The following is a 16,522-nucleotide window of genomic DNA, read 5'->3' as shown; positions in this document are numbered from 1 at the left end:
GGGGGCGCAAACCGGATCAGGCGACGCTGTTGAACTTGTCGAAATCGGGTCGCGGGGAACGCCCGTAGATCGTCGCCGGATCGCCGTGTCCAAGCGTCGAGATGAAGTTCACCGTTACCGACGGCGTATCGGCAAAGAAGGCCGCGTTGACCTTGGCCGCATCGAAGCCCGACATCGGGCCAGTATCCAGCCCGAGCGCACGCGCCGCCATGATGAAATAGGCGCCCTGCAGCGACGAATTGCGCATCGCCAATTCCGCGCGCAGCGCCTCGTTGCCGTCGAACCACGTCTTGGCATTGGCGTGCGGGAAGAGTTCGGGCAGATATTCGTGGAAATCGCGGTCCATGCCGATGATGACCGAAACCGGCGCGTTCAGGATCTTGGGCGCGTTCTGCGCCGAGCAGCAGTCGGCGAGCTTGGCCTTCGCCGCGGCGCTCGTGCACCAGATCAGCCGCGCGGGAAGCTGGTTGGCCGAGGTCGGCCCCCATTTCATCAAATCCCAGATCGCGTGCAGGTCGCTCTCGGCGACGGGCGCATCGGTATAGCCGTTGTAGGTCCGCGCGGTGCGAAAAAGCTGGTCGAGCGATGCGTCGGGCAGGGCGGTCTTCATCAAACGGCTCTCACTTCGGTGACTTCGGGGACATAATATTTCAGGAGCTGTTCGATCCCGTTCTTCAGCGTCGCGCTGGACGACGGGCAACCCGCGCATGCACCCTGCATCGCCAGGAACACCTTGCCCTTGTCGAAGCCGCGATAGACGATGTCGCCGCCGTCATTGGCGACCGCGGGGCGGATGCGCGTTTCGATCAGATCCTTGATCTGCGCGACGATGTCGGCATCGGCGGGATCGTCATTGAAGCTTTCCTCCGGCGCGACCGCGATGCCGCCGGCGCTAGCGGGTTTGAACAGCGGCGTGCCTGCGCTGAAATGATCGACCATCACGCCAAGAATTTCGGGCTTCAAATCGCTCCAGGCGACGCCCGACGCCGCCGTAACCGATACGAAATCGCGCCCGAAAAAGACGCCGGTCACGTCACCCAATGCAAAGAGTGCTTCCGCGAGCGGCGAGGCCTCGGCCTCCTCGGGCGTTACGAAATCGCGCGTGCCGGTCGGCATCACTATGCGATTAGGCAGGAATTTCAGGGTCGCCGGGTTCGGCGTCGTTTCGGTTTCGATCAACATGCACGGCATGTGGCGCTGAGGGCAGGCGAGTGCAAGAGTGATGTGCGTGGCTGGCGGTCCACGGTTTCCGGCGCTATCGTTGCAAATATGACCGTGTTCTTGCGTTCGACGCGCCTCGCCCTCCTGTCCTTTCTCGTCATCGGTGCCGCGCCCGAACAGGCAGCGCCTCCCGCCGCACCCGCGCCAGCCGCCAAGCCGACCGACAGCGCCGATGCCGCGATCGTCAGCCGCGCCGCCTGGCTCTATAAGGGCAGCGACATCACGCCCGATCCGGCATGGCATTTCGGCACGTTGAAGAACGGCGTACGGTACGCGGTGCGCAAGAACGGGGTGCCGCCGGGGCAGATTTCGGTGCGTGTGCGGATGGATGTCGGCTCGCTGATGGAGACCGATCCCGAGCGCGGCTATGCGCATCTGATCGAACATCTCACCTTCCGCGGTTCGGAATATGTCCCTGATGGCGAAGCCAAGCGTGTGTGGCAGCGGATGGGCACCACCTTCGGCTCCGACACCAACGCCCAGACGACGCCGACCCAGACCGTCTACAAACTCGATTTGCCGAGTGCGACCGAGGCCGGGATCGATGAGAGCCTGAAGATCCTGTCGGGCATGGTATCCAAGCCCGCCATCAACGCGACTGCGCTCAATGCCGAGCGTCCCGCCGTGCTCGCCGAACAGCGTGAGGCACCGGGCCCGCAGGTGCGCCTGGGCGATGCGGTCCAATCGACCTTCTTCGCCGGGCAGCCGCTCGCCGACCGTTCGCCGATCGGCCACGTCAAGGAATTGCAGGCCGCGACCGCCGAGAGCGTGCGCGCGTTCCACGATCGCTGGTATCGCCCGGAACGCGCGGTCGTCGTCATCGCCGGTGACTTCGATCCGGCCAAGCTCGAGACGATGATCGCGCGGCACTTCGCCGATTGGAAGGGCGTCGGCCCGGCCCCCGCCGATCCCGATTTCGGCCAGCCAGACCCCAAGCAAACCGCGACCAAGGCGGTCGTCGAACCGAGCATCCCGGCGCTGATCCAGGTCGCTTATGTACGGCCGTGGCATTACAATGACGACACCGTCGTCTTCAACCAGAAGCGCTTGGCCGATTTCATCGCGCTTGCCGTCATCAACCGGAGGCTGGAAACGCGGGCGCGCACCGGTGGCAGCTATCTGCAGGCGGGCGTGCGGCTCGACGATCCGTCGCGCTCGGCCAATGTCACCTCGATTTCGATCCTGCCGGTCGGCACCGCCTGGGAACAGGCGCTGAAGGACGTGCGCGCGGTGATCGCCGATGCGCAGGCCTCCCCGCCGACCAAGGTCGAGATCGAGCGCGAACTGGCCGAGCAACGCGTGCAGTACAAGACGCTCGTCGACACGTACCGCGCGGAGGCGGGGTCAAAGGAAGCCGACGACATGGTCCAGGCGCTCGACATTCGCGAGACGACGACCGCGCCCTATGTCATCCAGAAGGTGTTTGCGGACGCCGAGAAGAAGGGCTTCTTCGCGCCCGACAAGATCCTCGCCTCCACCCGCCGCCTTTTCCAGGGGACGCTGCGCGCGCTGATCTCGACCCCTGCGCCCGAAGCGGGGATCGAGACGAGCCTCGCCACTGCGCTGAAGGCCGATGTGAAGGGCCTGGCGGGCAAGCGCACGTCGCAGGCCAACGTCACCTTCGCCAAGCTGCCCAAGCTCGGGCCGCCCGCCACGATCGTGTCGAACACACCGATCCGCGAATTCGACATGCAGGAATATAATCTGTCGAACGGCATCCGCGTGCTGATCTATCCGACCACGTCGGAGGACAGCCGCGTCTATGTCCGCGTGCGCTTCGGTGGTGGCTACAATGCGCTTCCCGCCGATCGCGAGACTCCGGCCTGGGCAGCGGATGGCACGCTGACCGCAGGCGGCATCGGTACGCTCAAGCAAGGCGATATCGAGGCGCTGGTGCAGGGCCGCCGGATCGGGCTTGATTTCGGGATCGATGAGGATGCGTTCACCTACAACGCGCTGACCTCGCCGACCGATCTGCCCGATCAGTTGCGGCTGATCGCGGCGGCGATCACTGCGCCGGGCTGGGACCCGGCCCCGGTCAATCGCACGCGCGTGGCGGCGCAAGCGGGCTATGCGTCGTTCGATTCCTCGCCGACCGGCGTGCTGAGCCGCGATCTCGAACGCTTGCTGCACGATGGCGACCCGCGCTGGGGCACGCCGAGCCTGAAGGCGATCGAGGCGACCACGCCGGACTCGTTCCGCGCGCTGTGGGAGCCGCTGCTGAAGACCGGCCCGGTCGAGGTGATGGTGTTCGGCGACATCAAGGCTGATGTCGCGATCGCGGCGGTGCAGAAGACGCTCGGCGCGATCCCGCCGCGCACCGCGCCCGCCAATTTTGTGCCGCCGCCGGTGCGCTTCCCCGCGCACAACGCGACGCCGGTAGTGCTGACGCACAACGGCCCGGACAACCAGGCGGCGGCGGTGATCGCCTGGCCGACCGGCGGCGGCGTCGAGGGTGCCACCGAATCGCGGCGTCTCGATGTGCTCGCGGCGATCTTCAGCGACCGCCTGTTTGATCGGCTGCGCTCGCAAGCAGGCGCGAGCTACAGCCCCAACGTCAGCAGCTCCTGGCCTACGGGCATGCCGAGCGGCGGGCGGATGCTGGCGATCGGCCAGGTCGCGCCGGAGAACATCCCGTTGTTCTTCAAACTCTCGCGCGAAATCGCCGCCGAACTGGTCGCGAAGCCAATCGACGATGACGAGCTGAAGCGGACGATCGGCCCGATGCAGCAATCGATCATGCGGCAATCGACCGGCAACCAGTTCTGGATGAACCAGCTCGACGGCGCGGTGTACGATCCGGTGCGGATCGAGGCGTTGAAGCGGCTGTACAGCGACATCACCAACATGACCGCGGCGGAGCTGCAGGAGACGGCGGCGAAGTATCTGCGGCCGGATCGGGATTGGACGCTGGAGGTCGTTCCAAAGGCGAGCGCGGCGAGCGAACCCAAGAAATAGCGGGAGCTATTTCGCGGGCGCGCGTTCGCGCAGCGAGCCCTGACGGCGCGGCTTTGCCGCGACGGGCTCGCGGCTCTTCCTCCCCTCCCTGAAAGGGAGGGGCTGGGGGTGGGTTGCCCTCCGCGCATACTAGCTGCAGTTTGTCGCAAATGGCGCGCATAGCCCCCGAAATGACCCTCCGCGCGCGCGAGTTGCGGAACAATGCTACGCAAGCGGAGCGAATGATCTGGCTAAGGATTTCGTGCTTCAGGCCGCGTTTCACCCGCCAGCTTGTCGTTGGACGATTCATCGTCGATTTGGCCTGTCGAGAAGCAAAGCTCGCCATCGAGTTCGACGGTAGCCAACACATCGATTCAGACTATGACGGACGCCGCACGGCGTTTCTAGAAAGTCTCGGCTGGCGCGTCATAAGGTTCTGGAATTTCGACGTGCTCGATAATCCGGACGGGGTCGCGGAGGCGATTTTGGCAAGCGTTAGCGACCTTTGCGAGCCGACCCACCCCCAAACCCTCCCTTCCAGGGAGGGGAGAAGAAGGCGTGGACGCTAGCGATCCCCCTCAATGCAGCTTCAGTTTCGGCCGCACGATCTGGTTCACATGCCCGATCACGATCAGCGCGACGCCGCGCCACCAGCCGTGGATCGCGATCAGGTGCATGCGGTACAGCGACATATACACCGTCCGCGCGACCCAGCCCTCGACGCGCATCCGGCCGCCGACGAGATTGCCCATCAGGCTGCCGACGGTCGAAAAGCGGCTGAGCGACACCAACGAGCCGTGGTCCTGATAGACGAAGTCCTTGAGCGGCTCCCCGGCCTGGGCGCGGACCAGATTGGTGAACACTAGGCTCGCCATCTGGTGCGCCGATTGCGCGCGCGGCGGGATCGGGCGGTCGCGACCGGGGAGCAGGCAGGAGGCGCAATCGCCCAGCGCGTAGATGCGCTCGTCGGTCACCGATTGCAGCGTCGGGCGCACGACGATCTGGTTGCCGCGGGTGAGCTCCAAATCGCTCATCGTCTTGATTTCCTCGGCGCCCTTCACGCCCGCCGCCCAAACGATAAGATCGGCCTCGATCACGCCGCCGTCGCCGGTGTGCACCGCGCGGTCCTCGAGCCGGACGACTTGCGTGTTGTCGAGCACGCGCACGCCGAGCTTTTCGAGCTCATGCTTGGCGGTCGCGGCGAGCGTCTCATCGAGCGCGGGCAGGATGCGCGGGCCAGCCTCGATCAGCGAGACTTCCAGCTTGCTCTCGTCGAACACCTCGAGGCCGTAATGCCGCAGCGCCTTGGCCGCATTGTAAAGTTCGGCGGCAAGCTCGACGCCGGTCGCGCCGCCGCCGACGATGCTGACGCGGACGCGCGCCGACGGATCACCCGTCTGGTGGGCGTGGTTGGTGCGCAGGCAGGCGTTGAGCAATTTCTGGCGGAAACGGTCGGCCTGCGGGCGGTCCTCCAGAAACATCGCATGTTCGCGCACGCCGGGGACGCCGAAATCGTTCGAGATGCCGCCGATCGCCATGACGAGATAGTCGTAGCGGATGGTATGCCGCCCGATGATCTCGTCGCCGCGTTCGTCGAGCATCGGCACGGTGGTGATCGTCCGGCCCACGCGATCGATGCTCTCGATACTGCCGTTGAAGAAGCGATAGCCCCAGCGCACCGCGTGCCCGCCATAGCCGACCTCGTCGAGATTGGCGTCGAGCGATCCGGCCGCGACCTCGTGCAGCAGCGGTTTCCAGATATGCGTCAGGTTACGGTCGATCAGGATGATGTCATGCCGCTTGCGCCCGTAGCGCGCGCCGAGTTTGCGAACGAGTTCCAGCCCCCCGGCACCGCCGCCCACAACCACGATCTGCGTTTTTTGATTCGGCACCGGCGCGTCCCCCCAGTGCGCCACGGTCCCCGGCGCGGGGACATCATGGCAGAAGGGGCGGCTAACTCAAGGCGGCGAATGGCGCTGGACGCGCCCGTCACAGTTCAGTGAACGACAGTCGCTGCCCGCTGCGGGTTCCTGGGGGCGCGTGCGCCGTAGTAAAGCGATACGGCGTCGATTTCGGCATCGCTCAATCGGCTCGCCGCCCCGCGCATCATGTTGCCGGGCTCATGGCCGCGGATACCCGCGCGGAACAGGCGAAGCTGATCGGCGAGGTAGGTCGGAAACTGTCCGTCCAGCGCGGAGAAGCCCTTTGGCGAGGCGCCTTCCTGACCGTGGCAGCTGGTGCACGCGCCGACGCCGCGCCGCGCGTCGCCCGCGGTCGCGATGCGCGCGCCCAGCGCAAGCTGCGCTGCGGATGCCGTAACCGGCTGCGACTGCCGCTTCGGCTGGCTGGCGTAATAGCGGGCGAGCGCATCGATCTGCGGGTCGGTGAGTTGCACCGCGACCGTCTGCATGAAGCCGCTGTGCCGCACGCCGGACCGATATTTGCGCAGCGCGGTGCGCAGATATTCCGGGGTCAGCAAGGCGATGTTGGGCACCGCGCCCGTGCCGCGCCCGGCCCCATCGGCACCGTGGCACCCGGCGCAACTCGCAATCAGCGACCCGCCCATCGCGAGATCGTCAAACCCTGCGGCAGGCGCGGCGTACAGGCTTTCGAGCGGCGGAGCGTCCTTGTTGGGGAGGGTATAGGGCTTCAGCGGCGCACGGTCGTCCTGCATCTGTGGCGGACCAGCATTGCGCGCGGCAGGATCGCCATAGGCAAGCGTGCGAAACTGCGCGGTCGACATCTTCGGCATCGCTTTCAGGAAGGACACCACCGACCAGACTTCGTCATCGCGATCCTGCACCGGCCATGACGGCATCGCCGAATATTTCACGCCATGCTTGACGATCCAGAACAGCTCGCGCGGCTTGAAGTCCGCAACCTCCTGCGGGAGATACTGCGGCCGCGGGCGCATCGACAAGGCGACCGGGTTTTGACCCAGGCCCGGCCCGCCGTGGCACCGCGCGCAGACCCGGCCGTAATAGCCAGCGCCCTTGGCAATCTGGCTCGGCGATCCGAAATCCTTGGGCGGTACGAAGTTTGCCGAATGATAGGCGGTGGATCGGCGGAACACGCCATGCAGGATCGTCGCCCACCCCGCCGGGTGCGGAATTGAGGCGGACAGGTCCACCCAACCCGCGCCGAGCACGATCACCACCACGACCAGCATCGCCACGCCCGTCGCCGCCAACGGGCCGGTCCACTGGATGATCCTGCGCGGAAAGAGGTATGCCAGTATCGACCGCGTCATCGCCCGCTCCGCCGTGCGTTATCGCGGGGTACAATCGTGCGCGGGGGTAATGGTTCCGGGCAGGGCCGACGCGGTCCGCTACGCCTTGTACAGCGCCTCCAGCCGCGCGCCGTACACCTCTTTCAGCACATGCCGCCGGATCTTCAGCGAGGGGGTCAGCTGTTGATTGTCGATGCCGAACGGTTCGTCCGCCAGCACGAAGCGGCGGATGCGCTCGGTCACCGACAGATCGGCATTGACGCGCTCGACCGCGTGGTTGAGCGCGGCGCGATAGTCGGGGTTTTCGGCGAGTTGCTTGAAATTGCAGCTCGCGCCGCTCTTGGCGCAGAATTCCTGCGTCCATTCGGGATCGGGCACCAGCACCGCGACCATATAGGGCCGCCGGTCGCCGAAGATCATCGCCTGCGCGATCTCGGGCTGGAGGGTCAGCATCCCCTCGACCTTTTGCGGCGCGACATTCTCGCCCTTGTCGTTGACGATGATGTCTTTCTTGCGATCGGTGATCTTGATGCGGCCGGCCGTGTCGATCAGGCCGATGTCGCCGGTGTGCAGCCATCCGTTCTTCAGCACGCGTGCCGTCTCGGCTTCGTTGCGCCAATAGCCTTTCATGACGAGTTCGCCGCGGACCAGGATTTCGCCATCCTCGGCGATCTGCACTTCGGTGTCGGCGAGCGGCGGCCCGACCGTGTCCATCTTCAACCCGACCTTGGGGCGGTTGCAGGAGATGACGGGCGCCGCCTCGGTCTGGCCATAGCCTTGCAGTACGGTGACGCCGATCGCTTCGAAGAAAGTGCCGATCTCAGGCGTCAGCGGCGCGCCACCGGCGACCAGCGCCTTGATCCGCCCGCCAAAGCGTTTGCCGACCTTGGGCCGGAGCGTCGCGCCCAGCAGCAAGTCCATCGGCTTGTCGAGCAGGCCGTCGGTGCCGGCGGCCTTCTTCGCCCCCAGCGTCTGCGCGCGGGCGAGCAGGAAGCGCGAGAGCTTGCCCTGTTTCTCGACCGCCTTGGAAATGCGCGTGCGCAGCACTTCGAACAGGCGCGGCACGACCACCATCAGCGTCGGGCGCACTTCCTCCATATTGCTGGCGAGCTTGTCGAGGCCCTCGCTGTAATAGATTTGTGCGCCAAGCCCGATCGGGAAGAATTGCCCGCCGGTATGTTCATAGGCGTGGCTGAGCGGCAGGAACGACAGGAACACCTCGTCGTCCCAGCCGAAATCTTCCGAAATGACGGTGCAGCAGCCGTTGACGTTGTGCAGGATCGCGCCGTGATGCTGCATCACCCCGCGCGGTGCGCCGCCGGTGCCGCTGGTGTAGATGATGCAGGCGGTGTCGCCGCGCTGCGCGGTCGCGACGATGCTCGACGGCTCGGCGGGATGATCGGCGATCAGCGTGTTCCATTGATGGAATTCGAGCGCACCCGATTGCGTCGCGCGCAAATCCTCGATGCCGATCACGATCTTCGCGCTGCTCGCGCGGATCGCGGCGGGCAGGAGCGTCTTGGCGAGCTTCGCAGTCGAGACGATCACCGCCTTCGCGCCCGAATTCTCGATGATGTGGGTGTGGTCGCGCTCGGTATTGGTGGTGTAGGTCGGCACGGTAATGCACCCCGCCGCCATGATCGCGAGATCGGCGATGCACCATTCGGGGCGGTTTTCGCTGACGAGCATGACGCGGTCGCCGGGTTCGAGGCCGATCGCCTTAAGTGCGGTGGCCATGCTCGCCACCTCGCGCGCCGTCTGCGTCCAGCTGCGCGATACCCACGCGCCGCCCGTCTTGTGCCACAGGAACGGCGCGTCGCCTTTCTCCGCCGCGCGCGTGAGGAACATCGCGACGAGGTTCGGAAAGTCTTCGAGCATGCGAACGGACTTGGTCAACTGTCTCTCCCGGGAAGGCACGTGCCGTTTTCGGCTACGGTTGAAATCATTCGGGCGGGCGGATCGCGATCGAGCGGACGATCTGCGTCGTCTGCCCATCCTGGCGGATCGCCACGCCTTCGCTGCGCGGATCGGCCGCGCCGACCCACTGGCCGTTGACGCGCTCGATCGCATTGGCCTTGAGGCCCAGCGGCGCGCTGACGATCTGTTCGCCCAAGGCTTGCAGCGCAGGCATCATCGCGTCGAGTTGCGTGCCTTTCTCGGCGATGGCGTTGCGCTTCGGCGCGTAAAGCAGGCCGAGGCCGATCGCATCCTGCGCCGACAGTTTCCAGTCGAGTACGCCGACCAGCGCCTTTGCGACCTGCGCGATGATGGTCGACCCGCCCGCCGCACCTATCGCGATGCGGACTTTGCCGTCCGGGCCGTAGACGATCGTCGGCGACATCGAGCTGCGCGGTCGCTTGCCGCCCTCGACCCGGTTGGCAACAAGATAGCCGCCCTTGTCGGGCACGAAATCGAAATCGGTCAGCTGATTGTTGAGCATCGTGCCGTCGACCGACAGGCCGGACCCGAACGAGCTTTCGATCGTGGTGGTGACCTCCGCCACATTGCCGCGCGAATCGACCGCGACCAGATCGGTCGTACCCGGCACATCGGCATTGGGGGCGGGGGTGCGGGCCGGGGCACCGGGGGGTGTTCCCGGCGTGATCGTGGTCATGCTGCGATCGGTCGAAATCAGCGCGGATCGCGATGCGAGATAGGCGGGGTCGAGCAGGCCCTTCACGGGCACCGTCACATGATCGGGATCGCCGAGGTACAGATCGCGATCGGCATAAGCGAGGCGCGAGCTTTCGGCGAACAAATGCCACGCGACCGGCGAATCCTTGCCCAGCGCCGCCATGTCGAAGCGTTCGAGCTGCTTGAGGATCATCAGCACGGCGATGCCGCCCGAGGACGGCGGACCCATGCCGCAGATCTTGTAGACGCGGTACGTCCCGCACACCGGTGCGCGCTCCTTGGCGCGGTAGCTTGCGAGATCGGCGAGCGTCATCTTCGACGGGTTCTTGGTCGCGCCGTTGACGGTCGCGACGATCTTCGCGGCGACCGGGCCGGTGTAGAAGGCGTTCGGGCCCTTGGTCGCAATGAGGCTGAACAGCGCAGCTTGCTCCGGATTCTTCAGGATCGTGCCCGTTGCGACCGCCTTCCCATCGGGGCCGAAGAAATGCGCCTTCGCCCACGGATCGATGTGCGTGCCGTAATTGCCGATCCCGCCGTGCAGCCGTGGGCTGACCGCGAAGCCGTCGCGCGCGAGCTTGATCGCCGGGCCGAACAGCGTCGCCCAAGGCAGCTTCCCATAGCGTTGGTACGCCAGCGCCATCATGCGGATGTTGCCGGGGACGCCGACGCTCCGCCCGCCCGGAATCGCGGTGAAGACGGGGAGCGGCTTGCCGTCGGGGCCGTAGAACCATTTCGGGTCGGCGGCGGCCGGGGCCTGCTCGCGCCCGTCGAAGCTGGCGAGCTTGCCGGTCGTCGCATCGTGATAGACCATGAAGCTGCCGCCGCCGATGCCGCTGCTTTGCGGCTCTACGACGTTCAGCGCGAGCATCGTCGCGATCGCGGCGTCGGTCGCACTGCCGCCCTTGCGCAGGATTTCCACCCCGGCCGCCGCCGCGCGCGGATCGGCGGCGCTGATCATGCCCTGGCTTGCGGTCGCCTTGGGCGGTGTGCGCTTCGCCTCCGCCAGCGTCGGCGCGAGGAAAAGCAGGGGGAGGGCCAGGAGCAGCTTGTTCATATGCCGGAACGGTAACGGTCGGGGCCGCTACGTCAACCGGTGCCGACCGCCTCGGCGACCGTGGCGAAGCCGTCGCGCTCCAGCAGTTCGGCCAGCCCCCTGGCGATCGTCCGCGCGAGACCCGGCCCGCGATAGACCAACGCCGTGTAGAGCTGCACCAGGCTGGCGCCACTCCGAATGCGGGCATAGGCTTCCGCCGCGCCATCGATCCCGCCGACCGAGATCAGCGGGATAGCGCCCCCGGTGGCTGCGCGGAAATCGGTGAGCCGCTGGCGCGCGAGCGCGGCAAGCGGCGCGCCCGACAGGCCGCCGCTTTCCCCGGCATTGGGGGAGCGCAAAGCGGGGCGCGAAATGGTCGTGTTGCTGACGATCAGCGCGTCGATATGGTGATCGGCCGCGGCGCGGGCGATGGCGTCGATCGCTGCGGCATCGAGATCGGGCGCGACCTTCAGGAAAAGCGGGGTCCGAGATCCGCCCATTCGGGCCTCGTCACACGCCGCAAGCAAGTCAATCAGGTCGCTGCCATGCTGCAAGTCGCGCAACCCGGGCGTGTTGGGGGAGCTTATGTTGATCGTGACATAGTCCGCGACGTCCGAAGCGTGGAGCACTCCGGTGCGATAGTCGGCAATACGATCGGTCGTGTCTTTGTTCGCACCGACATTGACCCCGAGCACCCCGCCAAACCGGCGCCGATCGGCGCGGGGCAACGCCGCCGCGAGGCCGCCATTGTTGAAACCCATGCGGTTGATGACGGCCTTGTCCTCGACCAGCCGGAACAGTCGAGGCTTGGCATTGCCGCCCTGGGGCAGGGGCGTGAGCGTGCCGATCTCGACGCTGCCGAAACCGAGCGCGAAGAAGCCATCGATCGCGCGGCCATCCTTGTCGACCCCTGCCGCCAGCCCGACCGGATTGGCGAAATCGAGGCCCGCGACGGTCGTCTGCAAGCTGACGGGTGTGCTCCGGGGTGCGGGCAGCGGTGCCAGCCCGAGCAGAGCGATCGTCAGCCCATGCGCACGCTCCGCATCGAGCGCAAACAGGGCAGGGCGGAGGAGCGAGAACAGCATCGCGCGCGCTGATGGCACCGCCGCCGATCCAGGTCAAAGCCGTTCGACATGCGGTGCGGAGGCAAGGGGCTTGACCCAACTCGCCGGGAGGGCCATTTGCAATCGGACTGATCTGCTCCGATTGGATTCCATGCGTCTTTCCAGCCTTGCCGACTATGCCGTCGTGATGATGTCCGCCGCCGCGCGGCATTGCGGATCGTCGTGCCGGTTGAACGCGACGACGCTGGCCGAGGAAACCGGCCTGCCGCTGCCGACGGTGCAGAAACTGGTCAGCCGTTTGTCGGCGGGCGGGCTGATCGAAAGCACGCGCGGCACTGGCGGTGGCTTTCGCCTGTCGCGCCCGGCCGCCGCGATTTCGCTCGCCGATATCATCGAAGCGGTCGAGGGGCCGATTGCGCTCACCACCTGTGTCGATGAAGGGCGCCACGATTGCGCGCTGGAGGGCGATTGCCGGGTGAAGCCGCATTGGAACGTCGTGAACGGGGCTGTGCGCGGTGCGCTTGGCGGCGTCTCGCTCGCCAGCCTGTCTAGGATACCTGCATGATGGAAGACCTCAAGAATGCTGAAGCCTATGAGGCAGCGAACAAGTCGTATGAATGGGGCTTCCATTCCGACATCGAACAGGAATTCGCGCCCAAGGGGCTGAGCGAGGATACCGTCCGTTTCATCTCCGCCAAGAAGGGCGAGCCGGAATGGATGCTTGACTGGCGGCTGAAGGCGTATCGCCTGTGGCTGACGATGGAGACGCCCGATTGGGCCAAGCTCCAGATGGACCCGATCGACTATCAGGACGCCTATTATTACGCCGAGCCCAAGGCCAAGCCGAAGCTTGGTTCGCTCGACGAGGTCGATCCCGAGATCCTGCGCGTGTATGAGAAGCTCGGTATTCCGATCGCCGAGCAGAAGATGCTTGCGGGCGTCGAGGAACTCGGCGAGGACGGCCAGCCCAAGCGTCGCGTCGCCGTGGATGCGGTGTTCGATTCCGTGTCGGTCGCGACCACCTTCCGCAAGGAGCTGGAAAGCGCGGGCGTCATTTTCCGCAGCATTTCCGAGGCGATCAAGGAATATCCCGATCTGGTGCGCAAGTGGCTCGGCAAGGTCGTGCCGCAGCATGACAATTACTTTGCGGCGCTGAATTGCGCGGTCTTCAGCGACGGGACCTTTGTTTATATCCCGGAGGGCGTGCGCTGCCCGATGGACCTCAGCACCTATTTCCGCATCAATGCCGAAAATACCGGCCAGTTCGAGCGTACGCTGATCGTCGCCGACAAGGGCGCGTACGTGTCGTACCTCGAAGGCTGCACCGCGCCGATGCGCGACGAGAACCAGCTTCATGCCGCCGTGGTCGAGCTGGTCGCGCTGGACGATGCCGAGATCAAATATTCGACCGTGCAGAATTGGTATCCCGGCGACGAGAACGGCAAGGGCGGGATCTATAATTTCGTCACCAAGCGCGCGCTCTGCCAAGGCAAGAACAGCAAGGTCAGTTGGACGCAGGTCGAGACCGGCAGCGCGATCACGTGGAAATATCCGTCCTGCATCCTGAACGGCGAAAACAGCGTCGGCGAATTCTATTCGGTCGCCGTCACCAATAACCGTCAGCAGGCCGATACCGGCACCAAGATGATCCACAACGGCAAGGGCAGCCGTTCGACGATCGTGTCGAAGGGGATTTCGGCCGGGCGCAGCGACAACACCTATCGCGGGCTGGTGCGCGTGGCACCGGGCGCGGAGGGCGTGCGCAACTTTACACAGTGCGATTCGCTGCTGCTCGGCGACCAATGCGGCGCGCATACCGTGCCGTACATCGAAGTGCGCAATCCTAGCGCGCAGATCGAGCATGAGGCGACCACGTCGAAGATCAGCGACGACCAGATGTTCTACGCGATGCAGCGCGGGCTGGATTCGGAGAGCGCGGTGGCGCTGATCGTCAACGGCTTTGCCAAGGAAGTGCTGCAGCAATTGCCGATGGAATTCGCGGTCGAGGCGCAGAAATTGCTGGGGATTTCGCTCGAGGGGAGCGTCGGGTGATCGCAGCCCTTGCCCTGATGGCCGTACCTGCTTCGGAAGCGATGGATTTCGACAGCCTTGTCGCGTCGATCGCCAAATGCGACCGCGTGGCGGTGACCAACACGGTTGCGGCGGCCACCACGCGGCACAGCGATTTCCTGCTCGCGTCTTATAAGGAGCAACGCGCGATTGCTGCAGACCGCGCGGCCCTAGCCGAGCGGCGGCGGGTGTTGCACGCCAAGGAAGCCAAGGTCGATACCGAACAGGGCCTGACGCTCATCTCCGAAAGCCTTGATGATCGAACCCAGGCCCTCGCCGACCAGCGCGCGCTGGATCAGGCGGAGCAGGACATGATGGCCTATTTCCGCACGCAATACCTGCGGCAATGCTCGGGGAAGGCGTCGTGAGGATGGTTCCTTTCATCCGTCACCCCGGCCTTGTGCCGGGGTCCACTGCGCCGCAAGGGATGTCCTTCGTGGCGCGGTGGACCCCCGCACAAGCCCGGGGTGACGGTTGGGTTACGAAGATCGCTTTGGCCTTTGCGTTTGCAGTTTCAGGTTGCGCCGCCGAATCCAAGGGTTCGCTCCCCCATTCGCAGATATTGAAAAGGCGACGTTAGACTACGTCGCCTGTATTGATAGGACCGCGCCAAAGTTTGCCGACGGCCCCGGATCACCGGAGAAAATCGCTCCGCGCGTGATAGCAAGTTGCAGCGATCTTCGCTCGGTCGCGCTGAAACTAAAGAGCGTGCCGGTCATGTATCCTACGGTTGCAGAGTTTGATGCCAATCATCTCGGTTTCGCAAAGCAAGCTATCGAACATACCCGGAAGAAATCTTGATGCTTAAAATCACCGACCTCCACGCCGAAATCGACGGCAAGGAAATCCTCAAGGGCCTCTCGCTCAGCGTGAATGCGGGCGAGGTCCATGCGATCATGGGGCCGAATGGCGCTGGCAAATCGACGCTGGGCTATGTGCTCGGCGGGCGGCCGGGGTATGAGGTTACCGCAGGCTCGGTCGCATTCGACGGCAAGGACCTGCTCGCGCTAGCGCCGCACGAGCGCGCCGCCGCTGGGCTGTTCCTTGGCTTCCAATATCCGGTCGAAATCCCCGGCGTGTCGAACGTGCAGTTCCTGCGCGAGTCGCTCAATTCGCAGCGCCGTGGCCGCGACGAGAAGCCGCTGTCGGGCGCCGAGTTCCTGAAACTCGCCCGCGCGCAGGCCGATGCGCTGAGCATGGATCAGGAAATGCTCAAGCGCCCGGTCAATGTCGGCTTTTCAGGCGGCGAGAAGAAGCGCAACGAGATGGTGCAGATGGGCATCATCGATCCGGCACTCGCTATCCTCGATGAAACCGACTCCGGGCTCGACATCGACGCGCTGCGCGTGGTCGGCGACGGCATCAACCGCATCATGCGCAAGCCCGACAAGGCGGTGATCCTGATCACCCACTATCAGCGCCTGCTCGATTATGTCGCGCCCGATTTCGTGCATGTGCTGGCCGGCGGCCGGATCGTGCGCTCGGGCGGGCCGGAACTGGCGCTCGAGCTGGAGCGCGAGGGATATGCCGGGGTGGCGGCGTGAGCCTTGCTCTCCCTACCCGCCGCGACGAAGCGTGGCGATATAGCGACCTCGACGCCGTCGCTTCGGTGTGGCCCGTCCCGGCGCCCGAGGTGGTCGAGGTTCCCGCCGGCCAGTCGATCGCCCGCGTCATCGTGCAGGACGCGGCGACCGATGCCGTTGCGATCCGTGATTTTCGGGTGATCTTAGGCGAGGGCGCGACCGCGACGTTCCACGTGCTCAACACCGGCGGCAAGCTCGGTCGCGTGACGATCGACGTGACGTGCCACGAAGGCGCGCATTTCGAGCTTGGCGCGGCGATGCTTGGTGGTGGCGAGCAGACTCTCGAGATCGTGACCACGCTCAACCACATCGCGCCCAACGCCACGTCGAGCCAGACGGTGCGTTCGGTGCTCGGCGGGCGGGCGACCGGGTCGTATCTCGGCAAGGTCGCGGTCGCGCGCCATGCGCAGAAGACCGACGCGTCGCAATCGGTAAAGGCGATGCTGCTTAGCCGCACCGCGACCGCCAATGCCAAGCCCGAGCTCGAAATCTATGCCGACGACGTGAAATGCGCGCATGGCGCCACGGTCGGCGAGCTTGATGCGAATGCGCTCTTCTATCTCGCCTCGCGTGGCATCGCCCCCGCCGAGGCCAAGGCAATGCTGCTGCGTGCGTTCATCGGATCGGTGTTCGAAGGGATTGCCGACGAAGCCGAGCGCGACCGCGTCGATACAGCGGCGCAGGCGGCGTTGGAGCGGATGTTGTGAGCGCGGATGGCAGTCCTCCCCTCCCTGGAAGGGAGGGGCTGGGG

Annotated in this window: 14 protein-coding genes; 7 read left to right on the top strand and 7 right to left on the bottom strand. The window is 65.4% G+C overall.

Translation table 11 applies throughout. The features are described 5' to 3' along the window. Positions 1–16: 16 nt before the first annotated feature. Positions 17–610 (bottom strand): malonic semialdehyde reductase, encoded by a 594-nt coding sequence (locus AB5I39_RS04250; RefSeq protein WP_404371578.1) that lies wholly within the window; start codon positions 608–610, stop codon positions 17–19. Continuing rightward, the gene (locus tag AB5I39_RS04245) at positions 610–1,182 is read right to left on the bottom strand and encodes a NifU family protein (protein WP_404371575.1); all 573 of its coding nucleotides are present in this window, start codon (positions 1,180–1,182) and stop codon (positions 610–612) included. The genes AB5I39_RS04250 and AB5I39_RS04245 overlap by 1 nt, the downstream gene beginning before the upstream one ends. 87 nt (positions 1,183–1,269) lie before the next feature. On the opposite strand from AB5I39_RS04245, the gene AB5I39_RS04240 reads away from it, so the two are divergent. Continuing rightward, the gene (locus AB5I39_RS04240) at positions 1,270–4,179 is read left to right on the top strand and encodes a M16 family metallopeptidase (RefSeq protein WP_404371573.1); all 2,910 of its coding nucleotides are present in this window, start codon (positions 1,270–1,272) and stop codon (positions 4,177–4,179) included. Between the two features lie 149 nt (positions 4,180–4,328). Beyond that, on the top strand, positions 4,329–4,727 hold the full coding sequence (locus AB5I39_RS04235; protein ID WP_404371571.1) for an endonuclease domain-containing protein: 399 nt from the start codon (positions 4,329–4,331) through the stop codon (positions 4,725–4,727). Between the two features lie 9 nt (positions 4,728–4,736). Here the strand turns inward: AB5I39_RS04235 and AB5I39_RS04230 are convergent, their stop codons facing one another. The 5 genes from AB5I39_RS04230 to AB5I39_RS04210 all read right to left on the bottom strand — a co-directional run bounded on the left by AB5I39_RS04230 (position 4,737) and on the right by AB5I39_RS04210 (position 12,139). Then, positions 4,737–6,050, bottom strand: a complete 1,314-nt coding sequence (locus AB5I39_RS04230; RefSeq protein ID WP_404371568.1) for an NAD(P)/FAD-dependent oxidoreductase — start codon at positions 6,048–6,050, stop codon at positions 4,737–4,739. Between the two features lie 104 nt (positions 6,051–6,154). Continuing rightward, a complete protein-coding gene (locus tag AB5I39_RS04225) occupies positions 6,155–7,408 on the bottom strand; it encodes a c-type cytochrome (RefSeq protein WP_404371566.1) in 1,254 nt (417 codons plus the stop codon). 78 nt (positions 7,409–7,486) lie between these two features. Then, positions 7,487–9,265, bottom strand: a complete 1,779-nt coding sequence (locus AB5I39_RS04220) for an AMP-dependent synthetase/ligase (RefSeq protein ID WP_404374005.1) — start codon at positions 9,263–9,265, stop codon at positions 7,487–7,489. 64 nt (positions 9,266–9,329) lie between these two features. Then, positions 9,330–11,075, bottom strand: a complete 1,746-nt coding sequence (gene ggt / locus AB5I39_RS04215) for a gamma-glutamyltransferase (protein WP_404371563.1) — start codon at positions 11,073–11,075, stop codon at positions 9,330–9,332. A gap of 32 nt (positions 11,076–11,107) precedes the next feature. Continuing rightward, positions 11,108–12,139: a quinone-dependent dihydroorotate dehydrogenase gene (locus AB5I39_RS04210; protein WP_404371560.1), complete on the bottom strand. Its 1,032-nt coding sequence runs from the start codon at positions 12,137–12,139 to the stop codon at positions 11,108–11,110. A gap of 130 nt (positions 12,140–12,269) precedes the next feature. Here AB5I39_RS04210 and AB5I39_RS04205 point away from each other — a divergent pair, with 130 nt between their 5' ends. The 5 genes from AB5I39_RS04205 to AB5I39_RS04185 all read left to right on the top strand — a co-directional run bounded on the left by AB5I39_RS04205 (position 12,270) and on the right by AB5I39_RS04185 (position 16,478). Continuing rightward, positions 12,270–12,683 (top strand): SUF system Fe-S cluster assembly regulator, encoded by a 414-nt coding sequence (locus AB5I39_RS04205; protein WP_404371558.1) that lies wholly within the window; start codon positions 12,270–12,272, stop codon positions 12,681–12,683. Next, positions 12,680–14,170, top strand: a complete 1,491-nt coding sequence (gene sufB, locus AB5I39_RS04200; protein WP_404371556.1) for a Fe-S cluster assembly protein SufB — start codon at positions 12,680–12,682, stop codon at positions 14,168–14,170. The genes AB5I39_RS04205 and sufB overlap by 4 nt, the downstream gene beginning before the upstream one ends. Positions 14,171–14,187: 17 nt before the next feature. After that, a complete protein-coding gene (locus AB5I39_RS04195) occupies positions 14,188–14,556 on the top strand; it encodes a hypothetical protein (protein WP_404371553.1) in 369 nt (122 codons plus the stop codon). A gap of 432 nt (positions 14,557–14,988) precedes the next feature. Next, positions 14,989–15,732, top strand: a complete 744-nt coding sequence (gene sufC, locus AB5I39_RS04190) for a Fe-S cluster assembly ATPase SufC (protein ID WP_404371551.1) — start codon at positions 14,989–14,991, stop codon at positions 15,730–15,732. Next, positions 15,729–16,478 (top strand): SufD family Fe-S cluster assembly protein, encoded by a 750-nt coding sequence (locus AB5I39_RS04185; protein ID WP_404371548.1) that lies wholly within the window; start codon positions 15,729–15,731, stop codon positions 16,476–16,478. The genes sufC and AB5I39_RS04185 overlap by 4 nt, the downstream gene beginning before the upstream one ends. The last annotated feature ends 44 nt before the right edge of the window (positions 16,479–16,522 follow it).

The organism is Sphingomonas sp. MMS24-J45 (genome assembly GCF_044881195.1).
Taxonomy (GTDB): Bacteria; Pseudomonadota; Alphaproteobacteria; order Sphingomonadales; family Sphingomonadaceae; genus Sphingomonas.
The sequence above is the reverse complement of the archived record's forward strand: the minus strand, read 5'-3'. Positions and strand labels throughout refer to the sequence as shown.